Source organism: Streptomyces sp. yr375, assembly GCF_900110755.1.
Lineage (GTDB): Bacteria > Actinomycetota > Actinomycetes > Streptomycetales > Streptomycetaceae > Streptomyces.
In genome coordinates this window covers 120,025-144,075 of the sequence record NZ_FOFF01000015.1, presented here as the reverse complement: position 1 = coordinate 144,075, position 24,051 = coordinate 120,025, and the positions used below count along the sequence as shown (strand labels likewise).

The following is a 24,051-nucleotide window of genomic DNA, read 5'->3' as shown; positions in this document are numbered from 1 at the left end:
CTTGTTTCAAGGAGGGAGCCTCAATCGTGCGCAAGGTGCTCATCGCCAACCGTGGCGAAATCGCAGTCCGCGTGGCCCGGGCTTGCCGGGATGCCGGCATCGCGAGCGTGGCCGTGTACGCCGACCCGGACCGGGACGCTCTGCATGTCCGCGCTGCGGATGAGGCGTTCGCGCTGGGCGGTGACACTCCCGGGACCAGCTATCTCGACATCGAGAAGGTGCTGAACGCGGCGCGGGAGTCGGAAGCCGACGCCGTCCACCCCGGGTACGGCTTCCTCTCGGAGAACGCCGAGTTCGCCCAGGCCGTCCTGGACGCGGGTCTGATCTGGATCGGCCCGCCCCCGCAGGCCATCCGCGACCTCGGTGACAAGGTCGCCGCCCGGCACATCGCCCAGCGCGCCGGCGCGCCTCTGGTCGCCGGCACGCCCGACCCGGTGTCCGGCGCCGACGAGGTCGTCGCCTTCGCCGAGGAGCACGGGCTGCCGATCGCGATCAAGGCCGCCTTCGGCGGTGGCGGTCGCGGTCTGAAGGTCGCCAGGACGCTGGAAGAGGTCCCCGAGCTGTACGAGTCGGCGGTGCGCGAGGCGGTCGCCGCGTTCGGTCGCGGCGAGTGCTTCGTCGAGCGGTACCTCGACAAGCCGCGGCACGTGGAGACGCAGTGCCTGGCCGACAGCCACGGCAACGTGGTCGTCGTCTCGACCCGTGACTGCTCCCTCCAGCGCCGCCACCAGAAGCTGGTCGAGGAGGCCCCCGCGCCGTTCCTCTCGGACGCCCAGGTCGCGGAGCTGTACTCCTCGTCCAAGGCGATCCTGAAGGAGGCCGGTTACGTCGGCGCGGGGACCGTCGAGTTCCTGGTCGGCGTGGACGGCACGATCTCCTTCCTGGAGGTCAACACCCGTCTCCAGGTCGAGCACCCGGTGACCGAGGAGGTCGCGGGCATCGACCTGGTGCGCGAGATGTTCCGGATCGCCGACGGCGAGGAGCTCGGGTACGGCGACCCGGAGCTGCGGGGTCACTCCTTCGAGTTCCGTATCAACGGCGAGGACCCGGGCCGCAACTTCCTCCCGGCGCCCGGCACGGTCACCTCGTTCGCCCCGCCGTCGGGTCCGGGCGTACGGCTGGACGCGGGTGTGGAGTCCGGCTCGGTCATCGGCCCGGCGTGGGACTCCCTGCTGGCGAAGCTGATCGTCACGGGCGCCACCCGTGCGCAGGCGCTCCAGCGGGCGGCGCGCGCGCTGGCGGAGTTCCAGGTCGAGGGCATGGCGACGGCGATCCCGTTCCACCGCGCGGTGGTCACGGACCCGGCGTTCGCCCCCGAACTGACCGGTTCCGCCGACCCGTTCACGGTGCACACGCGGTGGATCGAGACCGAGTTCGTCAACGAGATCCCGGTCTTCGCGGCCCCGGCCGACACCGAGGCCGAGGACGAGACGGACCGCGAGACGATCGTCGTCGAGGTCGGCGGCAAGCGGCTTGAGGTCTCCCTCCCGTCCTCGCTCGGCATGACCCTGGCCCGGACGGGCCTCGCGGCGGGCGCCAAGCCCAAGCGCCGCGCGGCCAAGAAGTCCGGCCCGATGGCCTCCGGCGACACCCTCGCCTCCCCGATGCAGGGCACCATCGTGAAGGTGGCCGTCGAGGAGGGCCAGGAGGTCAAGGAGGGCGACCTCATCGTCGTACTCGAAGCGATGAAGATGGAACAGCCCCTCAACGCCCACCGCTCCGGCACGGTCAAGGGCCTGGCGGCAGAGGTCGGCGCGTCCATCACATCGGGCGCCCCGATCTGCGAAATCAAGGACTGAGGCCTCAACGGATCGAGGTCCCTTTAACGGACTGAAGTCCCTTTTCCAAAGGGATGAGGTCCCGTTCAAGGGCCCCTTTCCAAGCGCCGGGCGGGGACAATCCAGCCCGTCCGGCGTTTGAGGACGAGGCCCCTTCAGGGCCGATACGGGGGTCTGGGGGCAGAGCCCCCAGCACCGACCGTCACCACCCCTGTCAGCGCCGCCGCATATCAGCGACGCGGGCCCGTTCCGAGCCGGGCGGCTGCTCCCCCAGCGCCGCGTTGGCCCGCAACGTAGCGGCGACCCCCGGCACCTGCCCCCGCCGCGGAGCGGGCAGCGGCACATCCCGCCGCTGCTGCTGATGGCGCGCCGGAACCGCATCACCCCCCTGACTTCCCGACCCCCCGGCCACAGAGATCTGCACGCCCTGGTCAGCCAGGGCCTGCAACTCGGTGGCGGCACGATCGTCGTGCGCGGGCGGCTCGTCGGTGATGAGGCGCGTGACGAGTTCCGTGGGCACGGTCTGGAACATGGTGTCGGCGCCGAGCTTGGTGTGGTCGGCGAGGACGACGACCTCGGCGGCCGCCTGCACCAGCGCGCGGTCCACGGACGCGGACAGCATGTTGGACGTGGACAGCCCGCGCTCGGCGGTCAGCCCGCTCCCGGACAGGAAGGCCCGCGACACCCTGAGTCCCTGGAGGGACTGCTCCGCACCGCTGCCGACGAGCGCGTAGTTGGAACCGCGCAGGGTGCCCCCGGTCATCACGACCTCGACCCGGTTGGCATGGGCCAACGCCTGGGCGACGAGCAGTGAGTTGGTGACGACGGTCAGCCCCGGCACCCGGGCGAGCCGGCGGGCCAGCTCCTGGGTGGTGGTGCCCGCCCCGACCACGATGGCCTCGCCCTCTTCTACGAAGTTGGCGGCGAGGTCCGCGATGGCGGTCTTTTCGGCGGTCGCGAGATGGGATTTCTGCGGAAAGCCGGACTCCCGCGTAAAACCGCCCGGCAATACCGCACCGCCGTGTCGGCGGTCGAGGAGTCCTTCTGCCTCCAGTGCGCGCACGTCCCGCCGTACGGTCACTTCAGAGGTCTGGACGACGCGGGCGAGTTCACGGAGCGACACGGCCCCGTTCGCTCGCACCATTTCGAGGATCAATTGACGACGTTCTGCAGCGAACACGAAACTGACAGTAACGCGGACGACCGTCTGCTTTCAGCTCTTTCCGCCGAATAGTAGAAGTTGTTCGCACAGGGGGACGGGGAGTGGTATAGGACCCCAACCCGACGCCCGTACCCCTTAGATGCCTGCCATCAGGCCTCGTCCGCCGCCTTGCGCGTGTGCAGTTGCCGGGCGACCTCCGCGATCGACCCCGAAAGGGACGGGTACACGGTGAAGGCGTTCGCGATCTGTTCGACCGTCAGATTGTTGTCGACGGCGATCGAGATGGGGTGGATCAGTTCCGAGGCGCGCGGTGACACGACCACGCCGCCGACGACGATCCCGGTGCCGGGCCGGCAGAGGATCTTGACGAAGCCGTCGCGGATGCCCTGCATCTTGGCGCGCGGGTTGCGCAGCAGCGGCAGCTTGACGACGCGGGCGTCGATCTTGCCGCCGTCGACGTCGGCCTGGGTGTAGCCGACGGTGGCGATCTCGGGGTCGGTGAAGACGTTGGAGGAGACCGTCTTGAGGTTGAGGGGGGCCACCGCGTCGCCGAGGAAGTGGTACATGGCGATCCGGCCCTGCATGGCGGCGACGGAGGCCAGGGCGAAGATCCCGGTCACGTCACCGGCGGCGTACACGCCCGGGGCGGTGGTGCGGCTGACCTTGTCGGTCCAGATGTGCCCGGACTCGCGGACCTTGACGCCCGCCTCCGCGAGCCCGAGGCCCTCGCTGTTGGGGATGGCGCCGACCGCCATGAGGCAGTGCGAGCCGGTGATGACCCGGCCGTCGGCGAGGGTGACCTCGACCCGGTCGCCGACCCGCTTGGCGGACTCGGCGCGCGAGCGGGCCATCACGTTCATACCGCGGCGGCGGAAGACGTCCTCGAGGACGGCGGCGGCGTCCGGGTCCTCGCCGGGCAGCACGCGGTCGCGGGACGAGACGAGGGTGACCTTGGAGCCGAGGGCCTGGTAGGCGCCGGCGAACTCCGCGCCCGTCACACCCGAGCCGACCACGATGAGCTCCTCGGGGAGCTCGGCGAGGTCGTAGACCTGCGTCCAGTTCAGGATGCGCTCGCCGTCGGGCTGCGCGTCCGGCAGTTCGCGGGGGTGGGCGCCGGTGGCGAGCAGGACGGCGTCGGCGACGAGGGTCTCCTCGGTGCCGTCGACGGCGGTGACGACGACCTTGCGGGAGCCGTCCAGCGCCTGCATGCCCTCCAGCCGGCCGCGCCCGCGCAGCACCCGGGCGCCCGCCCGGGTCACGGAGGCGGTGATGTCGTGCGACTGGGCGAGCGCGAGGCGCTTCACCCGCCGGTTGACCTTGCCGAGGTCCACCCCGACGACCCGGGCCGCCTGCTCCAGCGGCGGGGTGTCGTCGGCGACGATGATGCCCAGCTCCTCGTACGAAGAGTCGAAGGTGGTCATCACCTCGGCCGTGGCGATCAGGGTCTTCGACGGCACGCAGTCGGTCAGCACCGACGCCCCGCCCAGACCGTCGCAGTCCACGACGGTCACCTCCGCGCCGAGCTGCGCGGCCACCAGCGCCGCTTCATAGCCGCCGGGTCCGCCACCGATGATCACGATCCGAGTCACGTACTCCATTGTCCTGCACGGGGCACGGTGGTACCGCCCCCGGGGGCCCCGAGGGCCGTCATCGTGACGAGAGTGACGCATGCGCGCACTGCCGTACTCTCCTTGCATGTCGCTCTACGCCGCGTACGCCGGCAACCTCGACGCGCGGCTGATGACCCGCCGCGCTCCCCACTCGCCGATGCGCGCCACCGGCTGGCTGAGCGGCTGGCGGCTGACGTTCGGCGGGGAGCAGATGGGCTGGGAGGGCGCGCTGGCGACGGTCGTCGAGGACGCCGAGGACCCCGGCGCGCAGGTCTTCGTCGCGCTGTACGACATCGCCCCCATGGACGAGGAGTCCCTCGACCGCTGGGAGGGCGTGGGCCTCGGCATCTACCGGCGCGCCCGGGTGCGGGTGCAGACGCTGGAGGGCGAGGAGTCGGTCTGGATGTACGTCCTGAACGGCTACGAGGGCGGACTGCCCTCGGCCCGCTACCTCGGCGAGATCGCCGACGCGGCGGAGTCGGCGGGCGCACCCCACGACTACGTGATGGAACTCCGCAAGCGCCCCTGCTGAACCACCCCTCCCCTCGCCTCTCGTCACCCCTCGTTGGAAACGACAAGACAACGATCGCCCTCCCGTGGGCTCTGTCATCTACGCGCGTAGGCCCAAAGCGGCTACCCTCAGGCGCGTGAACGCATCTCTTCTCCCGGACGACATCCAGGGCGCCACCCCAGTAGATCCCAGGGTCGCCGCCGACGCCGCGGCCGCGCGCCTGCGCGAACTGACCGGCGCCGAGACCCACGACGTCGCCCTCGTGATGGGCTCCGGCTGGGCGCCGGCCGTGGACGCCCTCGGCGCTCCCGACGCCGAGTTCCAGGTCACCGAGCTGCCCGGCTTCCCGCCGCCCGCGGTCGAGGGCCACGGCGGCACGATCCGCTCGTACCGGATCGGCGCGAAGCGGGCGCTGGTCTTCCTGGGCCGCACCCACTACTACGAGGGCCGCGGTGTCGCCTCGGTCGCGCACGGCGTCCGTACGGCGGTGGCGGCCGGCTGCAAGACGATCGTGCTGACCAACGGCTGCGGCGGTCTGCGCGAGGGCATGCGGCCGGGCCAGCCGGTGCTGATCAGCGACCACATCAACCTCACGGCGACGTCCCCGATCGTCGGCGCGAACTTCGTCGACCTGACGGACCTGTACTCGCCGCGGCTGCGCGCCCTGTGCAAGGAGATCGACGACACGCTGGAGGAGGGCGTCTACGCCCAGTTCCCCGGCCCGCACTACGAGACGCCGGCCGAGATCCGGATGGCCCGGACCATCGGGGCGGACCTGGTGGGCATGTCCACGGTGCTGGAGGCCATCGCGGCGCGGGAGGCGGGCGCGGAGGTGCTGGGCATCTCGCTCGTCACCAACCTCGCCGCCGGCATGACGGGCGAACCGCTGAACCACGAGGAGGTCCTCCAGGCCGGCCGCGACAGCGCCACCCGCATGGGCTCCTTGCTGGCCCAGGTACTCGGCCGACTGTAGACAGCGGTCCCTTCGGGGCGCCGGTCCGTGCAATTCAGCCCGTCCGGCGATTGAGGACGAGGCCCCTTAAGGGCCGACAGAGGGTCTGGGGCGCAGCCCCAGGTGCCCGCACACGAGACGACGAGAGGCTGATCCGGACGTGCACGACGAACTCATCGCGCAGGCCAACGCATGGCTCGCCGAGGACCCCGACCCGCAGACCCGCGCGGAGCTGGCCGAGCTGATCGAGGCCGAGAACGTCACGGAACTCGCCGCCCGTTTCAGCGGCACCCTCCAGTTCGGCACCGCGGGCCTGCGCGGCGAGCTGGGCGCCGGCCCGATGCGCATGAACCGCGCGGTCGTCATCCGCGCCGCCGCCGGTCTCGCCGCGTACCTCACGAAGAACGGCGGCACCGGCGGAGTCGTCGTCATCGGCTACGACGCCCGTCACAAGTCGGCGGACTTCGCGCGGGACACCGCCGCGGTGATGACGGGCGCGGGCTTCCGGGCGGCCGTACTGCCCCGCCCGCTGCCCACCCCGGTGCTGGCGTACGCCATAAGGCACCTCGGCGCGGTCGCCGGAGTCGAGGTCACCGCCAGTCACAACCCGCCGCGCGACAACGGCTACAAGGTGTACCTGGGCGACGGTTCGCAGATCGTGCCGCCCGCCGACGCCGGGATCGCGGCCGAGATCGACGCGATCGCCGCGCTGGCGGACGTCCCGCGTCCGGAGTCCGGCTGGCAGACCCTCGACGACGCCGTCCTCGACGCCTACCTGGCCCGCACGGACGCCGTCCTCGCCCAGGGCTCCCCCCGCACGGCCCGCACGGTCTACACGGCGATGCACGGCGTCGGCAAGGACGTCCTGCTCGCCGCGTTCGCCCGCGCGGGCTTCCCGGAGCCGGTGCTCGTCGCCGAACAGGCCGAGCCCGACCCGGACTTCCCCACCGTCGCCTTCCCCAACCCGGAGGAGCCCGGCGCGATGGACCTCGCCTTCGCGACGGCCCGCGCGAGCGCCCCCGACCTGATCATCGCCAACGACCCGGACGCCGACCGCTGCGCCGTGGCCGTCCCGCACGACGGCGACTGGCGGATGCTGCGCGGCGACGAGGTCGGCTCCCTGCTCGCCGCCCACCTCGTCCGGCGCGGTGTGCGGGGCACGTTCGCCGAGTCGATCGTCTCCTCCTCGCTCCTCGGCCGGATCGCCGAGAAGGCGGGCCTGCCCTACGAGGAGACCCTCACCGGCTTCAAGTGGATCGCCCGCGTCGACGGCCTGCGCTACGGCTACGAGGAGGCCCTCGGCTACTGCGTGGACCCCGAGGGCGTACGCGACAAGGACGGCATCACAGCGGCGCTGCTCATCACGGAACTGGCGTCGGAGCTCAAGGAAGAGGGCCGCAACCTCCTCGACCTGCTGGACGACCTCGCCGTGGAGCACGGCCTGCACGCCACCGACCAGCTCTCGGTGCGGGTGCAGGACCTGTCGGTCATCGCCCACGCGATGGAACGGCTCCGCAAGCAGCCCCCGACCGAACTCGCCGGCCTGCCCGTCACCCGCGCCGAGGACCTCACCCAGGGCACCACCGAACTGCCCCCCACCGACGGCCTGCGCTACACACTCGACGGCGCCCGCGTCATCGTCCGCCCCAGCGGCACCGAACCAAAACTGAAGTGCTACCTGGAAGTCGTCATCCCGGTCCCCACCCACACGGCCCTCCCGGCCGCCCACACCAAGGCCACCAACCTCCTGACAGCAATCAAGCGGGACCTGTCGGCGGCAGCCGGCATCTGACGGACGGTACGAGCCCCTGCGACGCCCGCACGAGGGGCACGAACCGGACCCGCCGACGCCCGCCCGAGCGGCACAAGCGGTACGAGCCACCCTTGCTACGACCGCACGAAGGGCACGAGCCGACTCGCCTACGCCCACCCGAGCGGTACGAGCGGTACGAGCGGTACGAGCCACCCTTGCTACGACCGCACGAAGGGCACGAGCCGACTCGCCTACGCCCGCCCGAGCGGTACGAGCGGTACGAGCGGTACAAAGCCGACCCTGCCTACAACCGCACGAGCCGCCCGGCCGACCTGCCCTGACCCACCGCCGGTCAGGGCAGGAGACGACCACCGCCAACCGCCTAGGCCCACGGCCTCGATGACGCCCCCAGCGGCCACAGCACCCCGGCGGCAGCCCACCTCACCCCATAACCAGCAGAATCCCCAGCACCACGGCGCCCGCCACCGCCGGCCCCACGATCTCCCAGGCCCACCGCACGGTGACCTCGCCCTGGGCGCTCTCCTCCTTCTCGCGTGCCTCCCACAGTTCCCGCAGCTCGTCCATCACCCGGTCGGTCTCGGCCCGCACGGGCCCGTCCGGCGCGGCCGCGGCACCGCCCCCACGCGACAACCCGCCGAACCCGAGCCCGCCGCCCAGGCCACCCCGGCCGCCCGCGCCACCCCGCGCCGCAGCCGCCGCCCGGGCCTTCTGCCGGTTCGCCTTCTTCCGCGCCCGCATCGACACCGGGACGGCCCACAACTGGAACTTCTTCCCCGACGCGGCGACGACCTCGTTGGAGTAACCGGACCGCAGCGCGGCGACCTGCCCCCAGGGCAGCACGATCAGCCGGAACGGATTGCGCACCCGCAGCCGGTCCTGGCCCGCGTACACGGCGGGCCGCAGTGTGAAGGCGACGGTCAGCGGCACGACCAGGATCAGCGACGCGAGCGCCAGCCACGGCGTCCGCCCGTCACCCGCGACGATCGCGTCGCCCCCGAGCCACCCGGCCAGCCCCAGCAACAGCACCCCACCGACCATGCCCGCGGGCGACCGATAGACACGGTCCTTGATCTCGAACCCCGAGAAACCCGAAGACCCTGAGGACTCCGAGGACCCCGAGGACTCCGAAGGTCGCTGCGCTGGTGACTGGTCTTCCGGGCTCGTCATGACCCCGATTCTGCCCGACGCCCCCTCCGCACCCCTACAGGGAAGCCCCAGCGCCGAACCTCCCCGCAAGGACTTCCCGGGGTGTACAGCCGCTACGCGCGTAGATATGCTCGTCTGGTGACCATGCCCACCAATGCACCCACCGCAGCCGATGCCCTTACGGACGTGACCGCGTCCGACAGCTCGCTGCGCCGCTTCCTCCACGGGCTGCCCGGCGTCGACGCGGTCGGCCTGGAGGCGCGCGCAGCCGCTCTCGGTACCCGTTCCATCAAGACGACCGCGAAGGCGTACGCCATCGACCTCGCCATCTCGATGGTCGACCTGACGACGCTGGAAGGCGCGGACACCCCGGGCAAGGTCCGGGCGCTCGGCGCGAAGGCGGTCCGCCCCGACCCGACCGACCGCAGCGCCCCCGCCACGGCCGCGGTCTGCGTCTACCCCGACATGGTGGCCACCGCGAAGGCGGCCGTCGCCGGCTCGCCGGTGAAGGTCGCCTCGGTCGCCACCGCCTTCCCGGCCGGCCGCGCCGCCCTCCCGGTGAAGCTGGCGGACGTCCGTGACGCGGTCGCCGCCGGCGCCGACGAGATCGACATGGTCATCGACCGCGGGGCGTTCCTCGGCGGCCACTACCTGAAGGTGTACGAGGAGATCGTCGCCGTGAAGGAGGCCTCGGGCGCCGCCCGCCTGAAGGTCATCTTCGAGACGGGCGAGCTGTCGACGTACGACAACATCCGGCGGGCGAGCTGGCTCGGCATGCTGGCCGGGGCGGACTTCATCAAGACGTCCACCGGCAAGGTCGCCGTCAACGCCACGCCCGCGAACACGCTCCTCATGCTGGAGGCGGTGCGCGACTTCCGGGCGCAGACCGGCGTCCAGGTGGGCGTGAAGCCGGCCGGCGGCATCCGTACCTCCAAGGACGCCGTCAAGTTCCTCGTGCTGGTCAACGAGACCGCCGGCGAGGACTGGCTGGACAACCACTGGTTCCGCTTCGGCGCCTCCTCGCTCCTCAACGACCTGCTGATGCAGCGTCAGAAGCTGGCCACCGGCCGCTACTCCGGTCCCGACTACGTGACGGTGGACTGATCACCATGGCTTCGGTATTCGAATACGCACCGGCGCCCGAGTCCCGCTCGGTCGTCGACATCGCCCCCTCCTACGGCCTGTTCATCGACGGCGAGTTCGTCGAGGCGGCCGACGGCAAGGTCTTCAAGACGGTCAGCCCCAGCACCGAGGAGGTGCTGTCGGAGATCGCCCAGGCCGGCGCGGAGGACGTCGACCGCGCGGTGAGGGCCGCCCGCAAGGCCTTCGAGAAGTGGTCCGCGCTGCCGGGCGCCGAGCGCGCGAAGTACCTCTTCCGCATCGCCCGCATCATCCAGGAGCGCAGCCGCGAGCTCGCCGTCCTGGAGACCCTCGACAACGGCAAGCCCATCAAGGAGACCCGCGACGCCGACCTCCCCCTGGTCGCCGCGCACTTCTTCTACTACGCGGGCTGGGCCGACAAGCTCGACCACGCGGGCTACGGCGCGAGCCCGCGGCCCCTGGGCGTCGCGGGCCAGGTCATCCCCTGGAACTTCCCCCTGCTGATGCTGGCGTGGAAGATCGCCCCGGCCCTGGCCACCGGCAACACGGTGGTGCTGAAGCCGGCCGAGACGACGCCTCTCTCCGCGCTCTTCTTCGCGGACGTGTGCCGCCAGGCGGGCCTGCCCCGGGGCGTCGTCAACATCCTCCCCGGCTACGGCGACACGGGCGCCGCGCTCATCGCGCACCCGGATGTCGACAAGGTGGCGTTCACCGGCTCCACGGCCGTCGGCAAGGAGATCGCCCGCACGGTCGCCGGCACCCGCAAGAAGCTCACGCTCGAACTGGGCGGCAAGGGCGCCAACATCGTCTTCGACGACGCCCCGATCGACCAGGCGGTGGAGGGGATCGTCAGCGGCATCTTCTTCAACCAGGGCCAGGTCTGCTGCGCGGGCAGCCGCCTGCTCGTCCAGGAGTCGATCCAGGACGAGCTGCTGGACTCCCTCAAGCGCCGCCTCGCCACCCTCCGGCTCGGCGACCCGCTCGACAAGAACACGGACATCGGCGCGATCAACTCCGCCGAGCAGCTCTCGCGCATCACCTCGCTCGTCGAGCAGGGCGAGGCCGAGGGCGCCGAGCGCTGGTCCGCGGCCTGCGAACTGCCCGCCTCCGGCTACTGGTTCGCGCCGACGCTCTTCACGAACGTCACCCAGGCCCACACCGTCGCCCGCGACGAGATCTTCGGCCCGGTCCTGTCGGTCCTGACCTTCCGTACGCCCGACGAGGCGGTCGCCAAGGCCAACAACAGCCAGTACGGCCTGTCGGCGGGCATCTGGACCGAGAAGGGCTCCCGCATCCTCGCGGTCGCGAGCAAGCTGCGCGCGGGCGTCATCTGGTCCAACACGTTCAACAAGTTCGACCCGACCTCGCCGTTCGGCGGCTACAAGGAATCGGGCTTCGGCCGCGAGGGCGGTCGCCACGGCCTGGAGGCGTACCTCGATGTCTGACCGCACCAACGAACGCCTCGGCGTCTTCAAGACCTACAAGCTGTACGTCGGGGGCAAGTTCCCGCGTTCCGAGAGCGGCCGGGTGTACGAGGTGACGGACTCCAAGGGCAAGTGGCTCGCGAACGCGCCGCAGTCGTCCCGCAAGGACGCCCGTGACGCCGTGGTGGCGGCCCGCAAGGCGTTCGGCGGCTGGGCCGGGGCGACGGCGTACAACCGGGGCCAGGTCCTCTACCGCGTCGCCGAGATGCTGGAGGGCCGCAAGGAGCAGTTCACCCGTGAGGTCGCGGACGCCGAGGGCCTGTCGAAGTCGAAGGCGGCCGTGCTCGTGGACGCCACGATCGACCGCTGGGTCTGGTACGCGGGCTGGACCGACAAGATCGCCCAGGTCGTGGGCGGCGCGAACCCGGTCGCCGGCCCGTACTTCAACCTCTCCTCGCCCGAGCCGACCGGCGTGGTCACGGTCCTGGCCCCCCAGGAGTCGTCGTTCCTGGGCCTGGTGAGCGTCCTGGCCCCGGTCATCGCGACGGGCAACACGGCGATCGTCGTCGCGAGCGAGAGGTCCCCGCTCCCGGCCCTCTCCCTCGGCGAGGTCCTGGCCACCTCCGACGTCCCCGGCGGCGTCGTCAACGTCCTCTCCGGCCGTACGGCAGAGCTCGCGGCGCCGCTCGCCGCCCACCAGGACGTCAACGCGATCGACCTCGCGGGCGCGGACGACGTCCTCGCGAAGGAGCTGGAGATCGCGGCGGCCGACAACCTCAAGCGCGTCCTGCGTCCACAGCCTGTGGACGACTGGTCGGCGGCCCCGGGCACCGAACGCCTGACGGCCTTCCTGGAGACCAAGACGGTCTGGCACCCGACCGGCTCCCTGGGCGCGTCCGGCTCCGCCTACTGAGCCACCCCGCGAACGAGCCGCGCCGCCCCTCCGTCCGGGGGCGGCGCGGCTCTCAAAGCTGTCGGTACGCGATTCAGCCGCCCAGCACCTTCGTGACGTCCCCCAGCACCGGGATCGACCCGATCGACTGCGCCTGGGCCACCGGCCCGGTCAGCATCTGGGAGGTCAGCGGCTTGAAGTCGGCGAGCTGGGTGCCGACTCCGTTGTCGAGGGGGTCGACGCCGGTGCCCGCGAGCGGGTTGGGCTTGAGGCCGGAGACGGTGCCGGTGACGTACGTCAGGGAGCCGAGCGCCCCCTGCAAGCCCGCCTGCGGGTCGATCCGGCCGAGCGAGGTGGGGTGCGTCCGCATCACGTCGACGACGGGCTCGGCGGTGGCCGCGGCGGCCGTACCGGCGCCCGCGCCCAGCGCCACGCCGGCGGTCGCGAGGGCGGCGAGGGCACGCCGGCCGGTGGAGGTGTGGGATGAGTCGTGTCGGGCCATCGCGTTGCCACCTTCTGATGCGCAAGGTAATGAGGTCGACACGAAGGGTAGTTGAGGTGTGACGCGCGCTTCAAAGCCGACCCGCGGGGTCGTTGACGGCCCGGGTGATGCCGCACACTGGTGACCCGTGACCTCCCCTCCGCCCATACCGACGCGAGTCGTGCTGCTCTGCGGCCCTTCCGGCTCCGGCAAGTCCCTGCTCGGCGCCCGCTCCGGCCTCCCGGTGCTGCGGCTCGACGACTTCTACAAAGAGGGCGACGACCCGACGCTGCCCCTGGTCGCCGGGAGTGCGGACATCGACTGGGACCACCCCGACTCGTGGGACGCGGACACGGCCGTCGCCGCGATCGTGGAACTGTGCGGCACGGGCCGTACGAACGTTCCCGTGTACGACATCTCGCTCAGCGCCCGCACCGGCGCGGACGCGGTCGAGATCGGGCGGACCCCGCTGTTCATCGCGGAGGGCATCTTCGCCGCCGAGATCGTGAACCGCTGCCGGGAACTGGGCGTCCTGGCCGACGCGCTGTGCCTGAGCCGCGGCCCGGTGAAGACGTTCCGCCGCCGCTTCCTGCGGGACCTGAAGGAGGGCCGCAAGTCGGTCCCCTTCCTGCTGCGCCGCGGCTGGCGCCTGATGCGCGCCGAACGCTCGATCGTGGCCCGCCAGACCGCGCTGGGCGCGTACGCCTGCGACCGCGACGAGGCGATGGGCCGCCTGGCGTCCGCCGCCGCCGGCCACCAGGCCCCGACATCCCGCACGGCCGCCTGAAGCCCGTACCTGTACGCCGCGCACGCAAAAGCGGGACTGAACGGACCCCCCGGCCCTCCAGTCCCGCTCTCTTGCGCTCCCCCGTGCCCACCCCGTGCCCCCCGGGTGGCGCTTCCCCTTACGTACGCGGTACCGCTCCCCCAACGTCCCCCGTCGGGCCCCCCGGTACCGCTCCCCCGCGACCGGCGAGAAGCCGGCCCTTTCCTCCCCCGTTCACCGGCTTCCCTGAGCGAAGCCGGGCCCTTCCCCCGTCACCTTCAGGCGACCAGCTCCCCGAAGGCGTCCTCCTCGTCACGGCCGAAGCTGAGGACCTCGTCCTCACGCAGCCGGCGGAGCGACCGCCAGATGCTGGACTTCACCGTGCCGACACTGATGTCGAGGATCTCCGCGATCTCCGGGTCGGTCCGGCCCTCGTAGTAACGCAGGACCAGCATCGTCCGCTGGAGTTCGGGCAGCCGGGCCAGCGCCTGCCACAGGACCGCGCGCAGTTCGGTGCCGCGCATCGCGTCCGTGTCGCCGGGCGTCTCCGGCAGTTCCTCGGTCGGGTACTCGTTCAGCTTGCGGCGGCGCCACGCGCTGATGTGCAGGTTGGTCATCGTCCGCCGCAGATATCCCCCGACGGCGGCCTTGTCACTGATCCGGTCCCACGCCCGGTACGTCGAGAACAGCGCGCTCTGCAGCAGGTCCTCGGCCTCGAAGCGGTCGCCGGTGAGGTGGTAGGCGGTGGCGTACAGGGAGGCGCGGCGCTCCTGGACGTAGGCGGTGAACTCCGCCTCGGTCAGCGAGGGACGCTCCGCCGTGTCGACCACCGTCATGCACGCGTTGTGCTGACGCCCGGTGCCGCGAGCGCACCCCCGTCCGCTCACCGCACCGGACTTCTCGGAACCCCGGTGCACGTCGTGCAGGCGGGTGACGACTGCGACTGCGTTGGTGCTCATACCGTGCAGCGTGTTCATCTCGCGCCCCCCGTCGTGGACTTCCGGTGTTCGGTCTTTCGCGTCGTGCGTGTCGCTCCGGTCCGGCTTCGCCGCTGTGTTCCGCGCCGCCGCCTTGCCCGTGTCGAAAAGATTGCCCGGGCCACTTCATGGCGGTGTCCGCCGACTGTCACAGACCTGTCACAGGGCCCTGTCACGGCGACACCACAGATCGCTCACAGCCGTCCGCAGTACGGCAGTTGACCCGCCGCCGAAACCGCAGGTCCACTGGTTGTGGAGCGGGCCCGGCGGCTCGTCCCGGCCCACAGGTCGAACGACGGCCCCCTCATGGGCCAGAATGAGCCCGTGCCTTCCCTGTTGCTGATCGAGGACGACGACGCCATCCGTACGGCCCTGGAGCTCTCGCTGACCCGCCAGGGACACCGGGTGGCCACCGCTGCCAGCGGTGAGGACGGTCTGAAGCTGCTGCGCGAGCAGCGGCCGGACCTCATCGTGCTGGACGTGATGCTGCCCGGCATCGACGGTTTCGAGGTGTGCCGGCGCATCCGGCGCACCGACCAGTTGCCGATCATTCTGCTCACCGCGCGCAGCGACGACATCGACGTCGTGGTCGGGCTGGAGTCCGGCGCCGACGACTATGTCGTCAAGCCCGTGCAGGGGCGGGTGCTGGACGCCCGGATCCGGGCCGTGCTGCGGCGCGGCGAGCGGGAGTCGAGCGATTCGGCGTCGTTCGGCAGCCTCGTCATCGACCGCGCGGCGATGACGGTCACGAAGAACGGCGAGGATCTCCAACTCACGCCGACCGAGCTGCGGCTGCTGCTCGAGCTGTCCCGGCGGCCGGGGCAGGCGCTGTCCCGGCAGCAGTTGCTGCGCCTCGTGTGGGAGCACGACTACCTCGGTGACTCGCGGCTGGTGGACGCCTGCGTCCAGCGGCTGCGGGCCAAGGTGGAGGACGTGCCGTCGTCCCCGGTCCTGATCCGTACCGTGCGTGGCGTCGGCTACCGCCTGGACGCCCCTCAGTGACCTCGACGGCGACATCGGCGGTGGCATCGGAGGAGGGCGGGCTGCGCGGCTGGTCCGCGGCGCGCCGGGGGCGACTGGCCCGGCTGCGGCTCACGAGCCTGCGGCTGCGGCTCGTCGTCGTCTTCGGGGCGGTGGCGCTGACCGCCGCCGTGTCCGCGTCCGGCATCGCGTACTGGCTCAACCGCGAGGCGGTGCTGAGCCGGACGCAGGGTGCGGTGCTGCGGGACTTCGAGCAGGAGATGCAGAACCGGGCGGGCGCGCTGCCCGAGCATCCCTCGCAGGACGAACTGCAGCACACCGCCGGGCAGATGGCCAACAGCAGCCAGCGCTTCAGTGTGCTGCTGGTGGGCGCGGACGCCGGCGGCACGACCGTGTACGGCAACTCGGGCGGGCTGAGCGGGTTCTCGCTGGAGGACGTGCCGGAGTCGCTGCGGGCGGCGGTGACCAAGCAGCAGGACCTGACCAGCGGCAACAAGTCGCCGTACCACCTGTACTGGCAGCGGGTCGTGGACCACGGGACGCCGTATCTGGTGGCCGGGACGAAGGTCATCGGGGGCGGTCCGACCGGGTACATGCGCAAGTCGCTGGAGCCGGAGGCGGACGATCTCAACTCGCTGGCCTGGTCGCTCGGGATCGCCACCGGGCTGGCGCTGATCGGGGCCGCGCTGCTCGCGCAGGCCGCCGCCACGACCGTACTGAAGCCGGTGCACCGGCTGGGCGTCGCGGCGCGGCGGCTCGGCGAGGGGCGGCTCGACACCCGGCTGCGGGTGTCGGGGACGGACGAACTCGCCGATCTGTCGCGGACGTTCAACCGGACGGCGGAGGCGCTGGAGAAGCGGGTCGACGACATGGCCGCCCGCGACAACGCCTCCCGGCGGTTCGTCGCCGACATGTCGCACGAGCTGCGGACGCCGCTGACCGCCATCACCGCCGTCACGGAGGTGCTGGAGGAGGAACTCGACGCCGAGTCGGGCAGCATCGACCCGATGATCGAGCCGGCGGTGCGGCTGGTGGTCAGTGAGACGCGGCGGCTGAACGACCTCGTCGAGAACCTGATGGAGGTCACCCGCTTCGACGCGGGGACGGCGCGGCTGGTCCTGGACGACGTCGACGTCGTCGACCAGATCACGCACTGCATCGACGCGCGCGCCTGGCTCGACGCCGTCGACCTGGACGCCGAGCGCGGCATCCACGCCCTGCTCGACCCGCGCCGCCTGGACGTCATCCTCGCCAACCTGATCGGCAACGCGCTCAAGCACGGCGGTTCGCCGGTGCGGGTGTCGGTGTCGAAGGCGGACGACGGGGCGGTCGTCATCGCCGTGCGCGACCACGGGCCGGGCATCCCCGAGGAGGTGCTGCCGCACGTCTTCGACCGGTTCTACAAGGCGAGCGCCTCCCGGCCGCGCTCCGAGGGCAGCGGCCTCGGCCTGTCCATCGCCCTGGAGAACGCCCACATCCACGGCGGCGAGATCACCGCCGCCAACTCCCCCGACGGCGGCGCGGTGTTCACCCTGCGCCTGCCGCAGGACATCGCCGACCTGACCGACCCGGACGACGAGGTCGGCGGGGGCGGCGCGGACGGCGGGCAGGACGAGAAGGCCGTGCAGGACAAGGGGGAGGCGTAGTGACCGGGGCCCGCGCGACGGCCGTACGACGACGACTGCTGGCAGTCCCCCTGCTGGCCGGGCTGCTCGCCGGCTGCGGGATCCGGGCGACCGAGGTGCCGACCGACTTCGGGGCCGCGCCCTCCCGGGCCCGCTGCTCGCTCACCGGACCGGACGGGACGGCGCCGTCCGGCCGCGCGGGCGTGCCGGTGCGGGTGTTCCTGCTGTGCGGTTCGTCGCTGGTCGCCGTGGACCGCTCCGTGCGGGTGCCGGACGGCACGGTGGACTCCGCGCGGCGCGCGCTGGTGGCGCAGGGGCTGCTCGACCAGCTCGCCGGGTCGCCGTCGGCCGCCGAGAAGAAGGCCGGCTACACGACGGACGTGCGCGGCGGCATGTCGGTGCGCGGCCCGGGGCCCAAGGACCCGGACGACGCCCTGCGGCTGAGCGTCTCCCCCGGCAGCCTGACCTCGTACGCCCTCGCCCAGCTCGTCTGCACGTTCTCCGACTCGGCGGCGGCCGAGGGCGACGGCGTCATCCTGGCCGGGCCCGCCCCCGACCCCCTGCGCCGCTACGAATGCACCGACGAGGTCCGCACCCGCCCCGGCAGCACGGAACCCCCGTCGTCGGCGGTCGCGGACGGCGGCTGAGGACGGCTGACGGCGGCTGAGCGCGTTCCGGGGGTGTGGTGGACGCCTCATGGGGTGGGCCGGAACCGATCGTGCCGGGGGGCGCGTCTTGGGGGGCGTGCAGCGTCAAGGCTCCATCGGCGGCAGCGCCGCGATCCGCATCCGCGCGACCGGGATTGTTCTCCTGGCCGCTCACCTCGGGCTCGTCGCCTGGGTCGCGCTGCGCCCACTGAACGTCCCTTGGGTCCTGCCCGCCAACCTGCACCCGTTCGCCGGGATCCGCGCCGACCTGGCGCTGGGCTGGCCCGAGGCGGCCCGCCGGATCGGCGCGGGGCTGGGGCTGCTCGCCCCGCTGGGCGTCCTGCTGCCGCTGGTGCACGGCAGGCTCCGGGTCTCACCGCTCGCCTCCCTGGTCCGTACGGTCACGGCGGGCGCCCTGTTGTCGCTGGGCATCGAGCTGTTGCAGACCGGGGTGCCGGGGCAGGTCGTGGACGTCGACTCGATGCTGCTGAACACCGTGGGCGTGGCCCTCGCGCATGTCGCGGTGGTGCCGGCGGTCCGCGCGTGGCTGCGCCGCAGGGAGGAGCGGCGGGGGCGGGCGGTGTTCCGTCAGGAGGAGGCGACTCAGGGTCGGACCCCGAGGATTCCCAGGGTCGGGGTCGCCCCGTAGAGCGATGCTTCGTCCCTCTTCGTCACCGTAGCGTCGATGTCAGACGGAGCAGCCGAAGAGGCCGCCTCCTACCGACGCTCACGAAGGAGCCGCAGATGTCCAGCCTCGCCCGCCCCACCAACGGCCGCATGATCGGCGGAGTGTGCGCCGCGCTGGCCCGCCGCTTCGGCACCTCGGCGACCACCATGCGCGTGATCTTCCTGCTCTCCTGCCTGCTGCCCGGCCCGCAGTTCCTGCTCTACATAGCGCTGTGGATCCTGCTCCCCTCGGAGGACAAGGCCCGCGTGGCCTGGTAACGACCGTCCACACCAACGCCGTTGGGGCGCACCCGGTGATTCCGGGTGCGCCCCAACGGCGTGGTGCGTGACGCGACGCGACGTGGCGTGAGCGGGCGGGCGGTGCGGCTCAGCCCAGCGGGATGCCGTTGACCGGCAGACCGTGCGTGGGCAGGCCCTTCAGCGGCAGACCGCCGAGGAGACCGGCGACGGGCGCGGTCGGGCCCTCGGCGAGCAGCTTCTCGGCGACCGGCTGCGCGGCGGCCAGGCTGGTGGTGAGGGCCGGCTGGGCCTGCGACAGGGACTCGGCGGCGGCGGGCAGCGCCTGGGCCACGTTCTCCGCCGGGAGCGTCCTGGTGATGCCGTCCAGGGCCTGCGTGGCGTCCGGCACGGCGGGGGCGGCGTTCGCGGCACCCGCGCCGACGGCGGCGAAGGCGGCACCGAGAGCGGCGACACCGAGGGTCTTGGCAGCAGACTGCTTCATGATGAATGCGTCCTCGAATGGGATACGGGGAACTGACTGAGCGGTTCTCGACCGTAAACACGGAACGGGGTCGGCGGCAAACATCGAAATGCGGACGGATGGTGAACACCCGCCCACATTCCGCGCCTCGAAAAACCCTGCCGTCAGCTCTCCGTGGCCACAGAACCGCTGGTGGAGGCGGTCTGCTGGAACAGCCATGCGGATTTCAGTTCTGCATAACCGGGCTTGATCACGTCATTGATCATGGCCAGGCGTTCATCGAAAGGAATGAATGCTGACTTCATAGCATTGACAGAGAACCACTGCAGATCGTCGAGCGTATAACCGAACGCCTCGACAAGGTGCTCGAATTCGCGGCTCATGCTGGTGCCGGACATCAGCCGGTTGTCGGTGTTCACGGTGGCCCGGAAGTGCAGGGTGCGCAGCAGTCCGATGGGGTGCTCGGCGTAGGAGGCGGCGGCGCCGGTCTGGAGGTTGGAGGAGGGGCACAGCTCCAGCGGGATCCGCTTGTCGCGGACGTAGGAGGCGAGCCGCCCCAACTTCACACTGCCGTCCTCGGCGACCTCGATGTCGTCGATGATGCGCACCCCGTGCCCGAGGCGGTCGGCGCCGCACCATTGCAGGGCCTGCCAGATGGACGGCAGGCCGAAGGCTTCGCCCGCGTGGATGGTGAAGTGGTTGTTCTCGCGCTTGAGGTACTCGAACGCGTCGAGGTGCCGGGTGGGCGGGTAACCGGCCTCCGCGCCCGCGATGTCGAAGCCGACCACCCCCAAGTCGCGGTGGCGGTTGGCGAGTTCGGCGATCTCCAGGGAGCGGGCCGCGTGCCGCATGGCGGTCAGCAGGGCGCCGACGCGGATGCGGTGCCCGTTGCGCCGGGCCGTCAACTCCCCTTCCCGGAAGCCCTCGTTGACGGCGTCGACGACCTCTTCGAGGCTCAGCCCGCCGTCGAGGTGCTGCTCGGGCGCGTACCGCACCTCGGCGTAGACGACACCGTCCTCGGCGAGGTCCTCGGCGCACTCGCGGGCCACCCGCACCAGCGCGGCGCGGGTCTGCATCACGCCGACGGTGTGCGAGAAGGTCTCCAAGTACCGTTCCAGGGAACCGGAGTCGGCGGCCTCGCGGAACCAGATGCCGAGCTTGTCGGCGTCGGTCTCGGGGAGTCCGGCGTACCCGGCGTCCCGGGCGAGGTCGACGATCGTGCCGGGGCGCAGCCCGCCGTCGAGATGGTCGTGCAGCAGAACCTTGGGCGCCTGCCGGATCTGGTCCGAACTCGGGGTGATGCCCGCCTGAATGCTCTGGCTCGTCATGTCCGCACTGTAACTCCTACGCGCGTAGATCGCGCGTTGTGTGACGCGGCCGATACGCGGGTGTATAACTCGGCCGATATGTAACGGTGACCGCATGGACGGGTGGAGTACACCGGGGCTTCTGACACTGTTCTGTCATGGGACAGGAAGTGACACCGGTTCGGGCGGCCAGGCTGGGGAGGGCGGTCGGCGTGGCGCCGGTGGGGGTGAGCGGGGTGGTGCTGCTGCTTCCGGGGGGTCAGGAGGTGTCCAGCCGCAGGCCCTCGCCCGTGTGGTCGGCGGCCTCCGTCCGGAGCCTGGGCCGCAGTCTCGCGCGGGCGCGGCGCGTGGAGGGCGGCCTCGCCGTGCACACCGTGCACTACCGCTACCTGGGCTGGAACGGCCATGAGGCGCATCTCGCGGCCGACGCGTCTTGGGCCGCCGACGAGGCCGTACGGCGTTACGGGGACGTTCCCGTGTGTCTGGCCGGCGTCGGCATGGGCGCGCGGGCCGCGCTGCGGGCGGGGGGTCACGAGGCCGTCAACTCCGTGCTGGCGGTCGCTCCCTGGCTGCCGGAGGAGGACATGGCCGCGCCACCCGAACCGGTGAAGCAGCTCGCGGGGCGGCGGGTGCTGATCGTGCACGGTACGAACGACGAGCGGTGCGACCCGGAGTTGTCGTTCCGGCTCGCCACGCGCGCGAAGAAAGCGAACCGGGATGTGTGCCGGTTCGAGGTGCACTCCGATGGTCACCGGCTGCGCCAGTACCGGGGTGAAGTCCTCGCGCTGGCCGAGGACTTCGTGATGGGCGCGTTGTTCGGGCGGGCGTTCGCGCGACCGGTGGCCGACGCGCTTGCGGCTCCGCCGCCGCTGGGGTTGCGGATGCCGTTGGCTGTGGGGTTCGGGCAGTCGTTGCGACGGTAGCGCCGTCGGTGTGTCGGTCGTGTTCGGCGTGCGGGTGCGTTGTGGCTGGTCGCGCAGTTCCCCGCGCCCCTTGGGTGCGGAGCGCCAGGTCGGTAACAGGTTGGCGCGTCTCGGCCGTAGGAAACCCGCAGTTGGAAACCCTGGGGTGCGGAGCGCCAGGTCGGGAGCGGGTTGGCGCGTCTCGGCCGTAGGAAAACCGCAGTTGGAAACCCTGGGGGGGGTGCTAGGTGGGGAGTAGGTTGCCGCGTCTTGATAGTAGGAACTTTTTGAAGGCTGCTACCGGTGGGGTGTCCGGGTGGCCGTCGAGCCAGGCCACGCCGATTTCTCGGGCCGCCTTGGGGGAGGTCACCGTCAGTTCCACCACGCCCGGGCGGGCCACGGCCGGTGGGGGCAGGAGGGCTACGCCCAGGCCTGCCGCCACCAGGCCGCGCAAGGTCTCTGCCTCCTCTCCCTCGAAGGCGATCCGGGGGCGGAAACCGGCCTCTTTGCAGAGGTCGTCGGTGATGCGGCGCAGGCCGTAGCCGGGTTCCAGGGTCACGAAGGTCTCGTCGGCGGCCTCGGCGAGGCGGACGCGGCGGCGGGCGGCGAGGCGGTGGTCGGCGGGGACGACCAGGCGCAGTTTCTGCTCGTCGAGGCGGCGGGCGACGAGGTCGGGGGCGTCCGGGACCGGCGAGGTGAGGCAGAGGTCCAGCTCGCCCGCCCGCAGCCGCTCGATCATCGCCTCGCCGTAGTTCTGGACGAGGCTGAAGCGCACGCGCGGATGGTCGGCGCGGAAGGCGTGGAGCAGCCCGGGGACGGTCTCGGCGCCCATGGTGTGCAGGAAGCCGAACGCGACCTTGCCGGTGGCCGCGTCGGCGTCCGCCCGGACCTCGTCGGCGGCCTTCCCGACCTCCGCGAGGGCGCGTTCGACGGAGGTGAGGAAGGTGCGGCCGGCGGGGGTGAGGGAGACCGTGCGGCCCCGGCGGGCGAACAGGTCGACGCCCAGGTCGCGTTCGAGACGGACCATGGCCCGCGACAGCGTCGACTGCGGGACGTTCATCTCCTGCGCGGCCCGGGTCACGTGCTCGGTACGGGCGACCCCGGCGAAGTACGCGAGCCGGGGCGCCAGCGACAGCACCATGTCTTCTGTGTCACTGGACGGTGACAGGTGGGGCTGTGACCTCTGCTGATGCGCCATGGGAACGATTATGGCCAGTTCATGCATTGGACGGATGACCGGGGCCGTCCTAGTTTCGAGGCATGTCTCCCGCCAGTACCGGGGCGTCCACCACCGTGGACGCCGCGACCTCCGCCTCCGCCGTCTCGTCCGTCTCCGCCGTCTCCTCCGCCGACACCCGGATGGCTCCGGGCGATCCCCGCTACCGCCGGATGAGCTTCGCGCTCTTCCTCGCGGGCGTGGCGACCTTCGCCCTGCTGTACTCCACACAGGCGCTCCTGCCGCTGATCTCCGGCGACTTCGGGGTCGCGGCGAGCGAGGCGAGCTGGACCGTGGCGGCGGCGACCGGCGGACTGGCCCTGTTCGTCCTGCCGATGAGCGCCCTCTCCGAGCGCTACGGCCGCCGTACGGTGATGACGGCCTCGCTGGCGGTCGCGGTGACCGTCGGGCTGCTGGTCCCCTTCGCGCCGTCCCTCGGCACGCTGGTCCTGCTGCGGGCGGTGCAGGGCGCTGCGCTGGCCGGGCTTCCGGCGTCGGCGACGGCGTATCTCGCGGAGGAGGTCCGGCCGAAGGCGCTGATCACCGCGATCGGACTGTTCGTGGCCGGCAACAGCGTCGGCGGGATGAGCGGCCGGGTCATCACCGGCTGGGTCGCGCAGGAGTGGGGCTGGCGGGTCGCGGTCGGCGTGATCGGCGCGCTGGCGGTGGCCTGCGCGGTCGCCTTCCGGCTGCTGCTGCCCGCGCCGAAGCACTTCAGGGCGGGCTCCCTGGCCCCCCGCGTCCTGGCCCGCACGGTCCGCGACCACCTCGCCAACCCGCTGCTGCGGCGGCTGTACGCGATCGGCGCGCTGTTCATGACCGTCTTCGGCGGCGTGTACACGGTCATCGGCTACCGCCTGACGGAGGCCCCCTTCTCGCTCCCGCAGGGCATCGTCGGCTCGATCTTCCTGGTGTACCTGGTGGGCACGGTGTCGGCGTCGACGGCGGGCCGGCTGGTCGGCCGGCTGGGGCGGCGCGGCGCGCTGTACCTGGCGGGCGGCACGACGGCCACGGGCCTGCTGCTGTCGCTCTCGGAGTCGCTGGCCCTGGTGCTGCTGGGCCTGGTCCTGATCACGGCGGGCTTCTTCGCGGGGCACGCGGTGGCGTCGTCGGCGGTCAGCAAGACGGCGACGACGGGCCGCGCCCAGGCCTCCGCCCTCTACCAGTCCGCGTACTACATCGGCTCCAGCACCGGTTCCACGGTCGGCGCGATCGCCTTCCACGCGGGCGGCTGGGCCGGCACGGTCGGCGTGGGCGTCCTGGCGGTGCTCGGCGTCGTGGCGATCACGGTGCTCGGGACCCGGGCGGCCCGGGTGGCGGCCCGCCGCGCGACGCCGGCGGCAGCCTGACCGTTCCCCCTCCGCATTCCCCCTGCTCAGGGCCGGTTGTCAGTGGTCGCCGTTAGCGTCGGT

The 24,051-nt window shown here is 71.8% G+C and carries 23 protein-coding genes; 15 read left to right on the top strand and 8 right to left on the bottom strand.

Going from position 1 to position 24,051, the window contains the following annotated elements; genetic code table 11:
• The first annotated feature begins 26 nt into the window (after positions 1 to 26).
• Positions 27 to 1,799 carry an acetyl/propionyl/methylcrotonyl-CoA carboxylase subunit alpha gene (locus tag BMZ82_RS17810; RefSeq protein ID WP_093776845.1) on the top strand — a complete coding sequence of 591 codons (1,773 nt, stop codon included), beginning with the start codon at positions 27 to 29 and terminating at the stop codon, positions 1,797 to 1,799.
• 193 nt (positions 1,800 to 1,992) lie between these two features.
• On the opposite strand, the gene BMZ82_RS17805 is transcribed toward BMZ82_RS17810, so the two are convergent.
• Together BMZ82_RS17805 and BMZ82_RS17800 are read right to left on the bottom strand one after the other, a co-directional pair.
• Positions 1,993 to 2,958: a DeoR/GlpR family DNA-binding transcription regulator gene (locus BMZ82_RS17805; protein WP_093776843.1), complete on the bottom strand. Its 966-nt coding sequence runs from the start codon at positions 2,956 to 2,958 to the stop codon at positions 1,993 to 1,995.
• Positions 2,959 to 3,089: 131 nt separating this feature from the next.
• On the bottom strand, positions 3,090 to 4,538 hold the full coding sequence (locus BMZ82_RS17800) for an NAD(P)H-quinone dehydrogenase (RefSeq protein WP_093776841.1): 1,449 nt from the start codon (positions 4,536 to 4,538) through the stop codon (positions 3,090 to 3,092).
• A gap of 97 nt (positions 4,539 to 4,635) precedes the next feature.
• Here BMZ82_RS17800 and BMZ82_RS17795 point away from each other — a divergent pair, with 97 nt between their 5' ends.
• From BMZ82_RS17795 to BMZ82_RS17785, 3 genes are all read left to right on the top strand, one after another.
• Positions 4,636 to 5,082, top strand: a complete 447-nt coding sequence (locus BMZ82_RS17795) for a gamma-glutamylcyclotransferase family protein (protein ID WP_093776839.1) — start codon at positions 4,636 to 4,638, stop codon at positions 5,080 to 5,082.
• A 115-nt stretch (positions 5,083 to 5,197) separates the two neighbouring features.
• Positions 5,198 to 6,034: a purine-nucleoside phosphorylase gene (locus BMZ82_RS17790; protein ID WP_093776837.1), complete on the top strand. Its 837-nt coding sequence runs from the start codon at positions 5,198 to 5,200 to the stop codon at positions 6,032 to 6,034.
• Between the two features lie 139 nt (positions 6,035 to 6,173).
• Complete coding sequence (locus BMZ82_RS17785) at positions 6,174 to 7,805, top strand: phospho-sugar mutase (RefSeq protein WP_093776835.1); 1,632 nt, start codon at positions 6,174 to 6,176, stop codon at positions 7,803 to 7,805.
• Between the two features lie 402 nt (positions 7,806 to 8,207).
• Here BMZ82_RS17785 and BMZ82_RS17780 read toward each other — a convergent pair whose 3' ends face one another.
• Positions 8,208 to 8,954 (bottom strand): PH domain-containing protein, encoded by a 747-nt coding sequence (locus tag BMZ82_RS17780; protein ID WP_093776833.1) that lies wholly within the window; start codon positions 8,952 to 8,954, stop codon positions 8,208 to 8,210.
• 123 nt (positions 8,955 to 9,077) lie between these two features.
• Here BMZ82_RS17780 and deoC point away from each other — a divergent pair, with 123 nt between their 5' ends.
• From deoC to BMZ82_RS17765, 3 genes are read left to right on the top strand one after another with little or no spacing between them, the layout of a single operon-like run.
• Positions 9,078 to 10,037, top strand: a complete 960-nt coding sequence (deoC, locus tag BMZ82_RS17775; RefSeq protein ID WP_093776831.1) for a deoxyribose-phosphate aldolase — start codon at positions 9,078 to 9,080, stop codon at positions 10,035 to 10,037.
• Between the two features lie 5 nt (positions 10,038 to 10,042).
• Entirely contained in the window at positions 10,043 to 11,479 is a 1,437-nt protein-coding gene (locus BMZ82_RS17770; protein ID WP_093776829.1) for an aldehyde dehydrogenase family protein, read from the top strand.
• The gene (locus BMZ82_RS17765; protein WP_093776827.1) at positions 11,472 to 12,371 is read left to right on the top strand and encodes an aldehyde dehydrogenase family protein; all 900 of its coding nucleotides are present in this window, start codon (positions 11,472 to 11,474) and stop codon (positions 12,369 to 12,371) included. The genes BMZ82_RS17770 and BMZ82_RS17765 overlap by 8 nt, the downstream gene beginning before the upstream one ends.
• Positions 12,372 to 12,444: 73 nt before the next feature.
• Here the strand turns inward: BMZ82_RS17765 and BMZ82_RS17760 are convergent, their stop codons facing one another.
• On the bottom strand, positions 12,445 to 12,852 hold the full coding sequence (locus BMZ82_RS17760; RefSeq protein WP_093776825.1) for a hypothetical protein: 408 nt from the start codon (positions 12,850 to 12,852) through the stop codon (positions 12,445 to 12,447).
• A 127-nt stretch (positions 12,853 to 12,979) separates the two neighbouring features.
• On the opposite strand from BMZ82_RS17760, the gene BMZ82_RS17755 reads away from it, so the two are divergent.
• Positions 12,980 to 13,618: a uridine kinase family protein gene (locus BMZ82_RS17755; protein ID WP_093776823.1), complete on the top strand. Its 639-nt coding sequence runs from the start codon at positions 12,980 to 12,982 to the stop codon at positions 13,616 to 13,618.
• A 257-nt stretch (positions 13,619 to 13,875) separates the two neighbouring features.
• Here the strand turns inward: BMZ82_RS17755 and BMZ82_RS17750 are convergent, their stop codons facing one another.
• Positions 13,876 to 14,574, bottom strand: coding sequence for a SigE family RNA polymerase sigma factor (locus BMZ82_RS17750; RefSeq protein WP_093776821.1), 699 nt, complete (start codon positions 14,572 to 14,574; stop codon positions 13,876 to 13,878).
• 324 nt (positions 14,575 to 14,898) lie between these two features.
• On the opposite strand from BMZ82_RS17750, the gene afsQ1 reads away from it, so the two are divergent.
• From afsQ1 to BMZ82_RS17725, 5 genes are all read left to right on the top strand, one after another.
• The gene (gene afsQ1 / locus BMZ82_RS17745) at positions 14,899 to 15,576 is read left to right on the top strand and encodes a two-component system response regulator AfsQ1 (protein ID WP_093776897.1); all 678 of its coding nucleotides are present in this window, start codon (positions 14,899 to 14,901) and stop codon (positions 15,574 to 15,576) included.
• A 20-nt stretch (positions 15,577 to 15,596) separates the two neighbouring features.
• The gene (locus tag BMZ82_RS17740) at positions 15,597 to 17,201 is read left to right on the top strand and encodes a sensor histidine kinase (protein WP_093776899.1); all 1,605 of its coding nucleotides are present in this window, start codon (positions 15,597 to 15,599) and stop codon (positions 17,199 to 17,201) included.
• A complete protein-coding gene (locus BMZ82_RS17735) occupies positions 17,201 to 17,827 on the top strand; it encodes a hypothetical protein (protein WP_093776819.1) in 627 nt (208 codons plus the stop codon). Before BMZ82_RS17740 ends, BMZ82_RS17735 begins: the two co-directional genes overlap by 1 nt.
• 97 nt (positions 17,828 to 17,924) lie before the next feature.
• Positions 17,925 to 18,476, top strand: a complete 552-nt coding sequence (locus BMZ82_RS17730) for a VanZ family protein (RefSeq protein WP_093776817.1) — start codon at positions 17,925 to 17,927, stop codon at positions 18,474 to 18,476.
• Between the two features lie 95 nt (positions 18,477 to 18,571).
• Entirely contained in the window at positions 18,572 to 18,772 is a 201-nt protein-coding gene (locus BMZ82_RS17725; RefSeq protein ID WP_093776815.1) for a PspC domain-containing protein, read from the top strand.
• Positions 18,773 to 18,881: 109 nt separating this feature from the next.
• Here BMZ82_RS17725 and BMZ82_RS17720 read toward each other — a convergent pair whose 3' ends face one another.
• Positions 18,882 to 19,235, bottom strand: a complete 354-nt coding sequence (locus tag BMZ82_RS17720; RefSeq protein ID WP_093776813.1) for an ATP-binding protein — start codon at positions 19,233 to 19,235, stop codon at positions 18,882 to 18,884.
• A gap of 143 nt (positions 19,236 to 19,378) precedes the next feature.
• Positions 19,379 to 20,542, bottom strand: coding sequence for an adenosine deaminase (locus BMZ82_RS17715; RefSeq protein WP_093776811.1), 1,164 nt, complete (start codon positions 20,540 to 20,542; stop codon positions 19,379 to 19,381).
• Between the two features lie 137 nt (positions 20,543 to 20,679).
• Between BMZ82_RS17715 and BMZ82_RS17710 the strand changes: the two genes are divergently transcribed.
• Entirely contained in the window at positions 20,680 to 21,444 is a 765-nt protein-coding gene (locus tag BMZ82_RS17710; RefSeq protein ID WP_093776809.1) for an alpha/beta hydrolase, read from the top strand.
• Positions 21,445 to 21,667: 223 nt separating this feature from the next.
• Here the strand turns inward: BMZ82_RS17710 and BMZ82_RS17705 are convergent, their stop codons facing one another.
• Positions 21,668 to 22,621, bottom strand: a complete 954-nt coding sequence (locus tag BMZ82_RS17705) for a LysR family transcriptional regulator (RefSeq protein WP_093776807.1) — start codon at positions 22,619 to 22,621, stop codon at positions 21,668 to 21,670.
• 62 nt (positions 22,622 to 22,683) lie between these two features.
• Between BMZ82_RS17705 and BMZ82_RS17700 the strand changes: the two genes are divergently transcribed.
• Complete coding sequence (locus BMZ82_RS17700; RefSeq protein ID WP_093776805.1) at positions 22,684 to 23,988, top strand: MFS transporter; 1,305 nt, start codon at positions 22,684 to 22,686, stop codon at positions 23,986 to 23,988.
• The last annotated feature ends 63 nt before the right edge of the window (positions 23,989 to 24,051 follow it).

What these genes read in the sequence shown, in the direction of transcription:
- BMZ82_RS17725 (WP_093776815.1), top strand. Translation starts at nt 18,572, where the DNA reads ATGTCCAGCCTCGCCCGCCCCACCAACGGCCGCATGATCGGCGGAGTG.
- deoC (WP_093776831.1), top strand. Translation starts at nt 9,078, where the DNA reads ATGCCCACCAATGCACCCACCGCAGCCGATGCCCTTACGGACGTGACC.
- BMZ82_RS17780 (WP_093776833.1), bottom strand. Translation starts at nt 8,954, where the DNA reads ATGACGAGCCCGGAAGACCAGTCACCAGCGCAGCGACCTTCGGAGTCC.
- BMZ82_RS17800 (WP_093776841.1), bottom strand. Translation starts at nt 4,538, where the DNA reads ATGGAGTACGTGACTCGGATCGTGATCATCGGTGGCGGACCCGGCGGC.
- BMZ82_RS17710 (WP_093776809.1), top strand. Translation starts at nt 20,680, where the DNA reads ATGGGACAGGAAGTGACACCGGTTCGGGCGGCCAGGCTGGGGAGGGCG.
- BMZ82_RS17715 (WP_093776811.1), bottom strand. Translation starts at nt 20,542, where the DNA reads ATGACGAGCCAGAGCATTCAGGCGGGCATCACCCCGAGTTCGGACCAG.
- BMZ82_RS17765 (WP_093776827.1), top strand. Translation starts at nt 11,472, where the DNA reads ATGTCTGACCGCACCAACGAACGCCTCGGCGTCTTCAAGACCTACAAG.
- BMZ82_RS17795 (WP_093776839.1), top strand. Translation starts at nt 4,636, where the DNA reads ATGTCGCTCTACGCCGCGTACGCCGGCAACCTCGACGCGCGGCTGATG.
- BMZ82_RS17705 (WP_093776807.1), bottom strand. Translation starts at nt 22,621, where the DNA reads ATGGCGCATCAGCAGAGGTCACAGCCCCACCTGTCACCGTCCAGTGAC.
- BMZ82_RS17720 (WP_093776813.1), bottom strand. Translation starts at nt 19,235, where the DNA reads ATGAAGCAGTCTGCTGCCAAGACCCTCGGTGTCGCCGCTCTCGGTGCC.
- BMZ82_RS17760 (WP_093776825.1), bottom strand. Translation starts at nt 12,852, where the DNA reads ATGGCCCGACACGACTCATCCCACACCTCCACCGGCCGGCGTGCCCTC.
- BMZ82_RS17770 (WP_093776829.1), top strand. Translation starts at nt 10,043, where the DNA reads ATGGCTTCGGTATTCGAATACGCACCGGCGCCCGAGTCCCGCTCGGTC.
- BMZ82_RS17750 (WP_093776821.1), bottom strand. Translation starts at nt 14,574, where the DNA reads ATGAACACGCTGCACGGTATGAGCACCAACGCAGTCGCAGTCGTCACC.
- BMZ82_RS17700 (WP_093776805.1), top strand. Translation starts at nt 22,684, where the DNA reads ATGTCTCCCGCCAGTACCGGGGCGTCCACCACCGTGGACGCCGCGACC.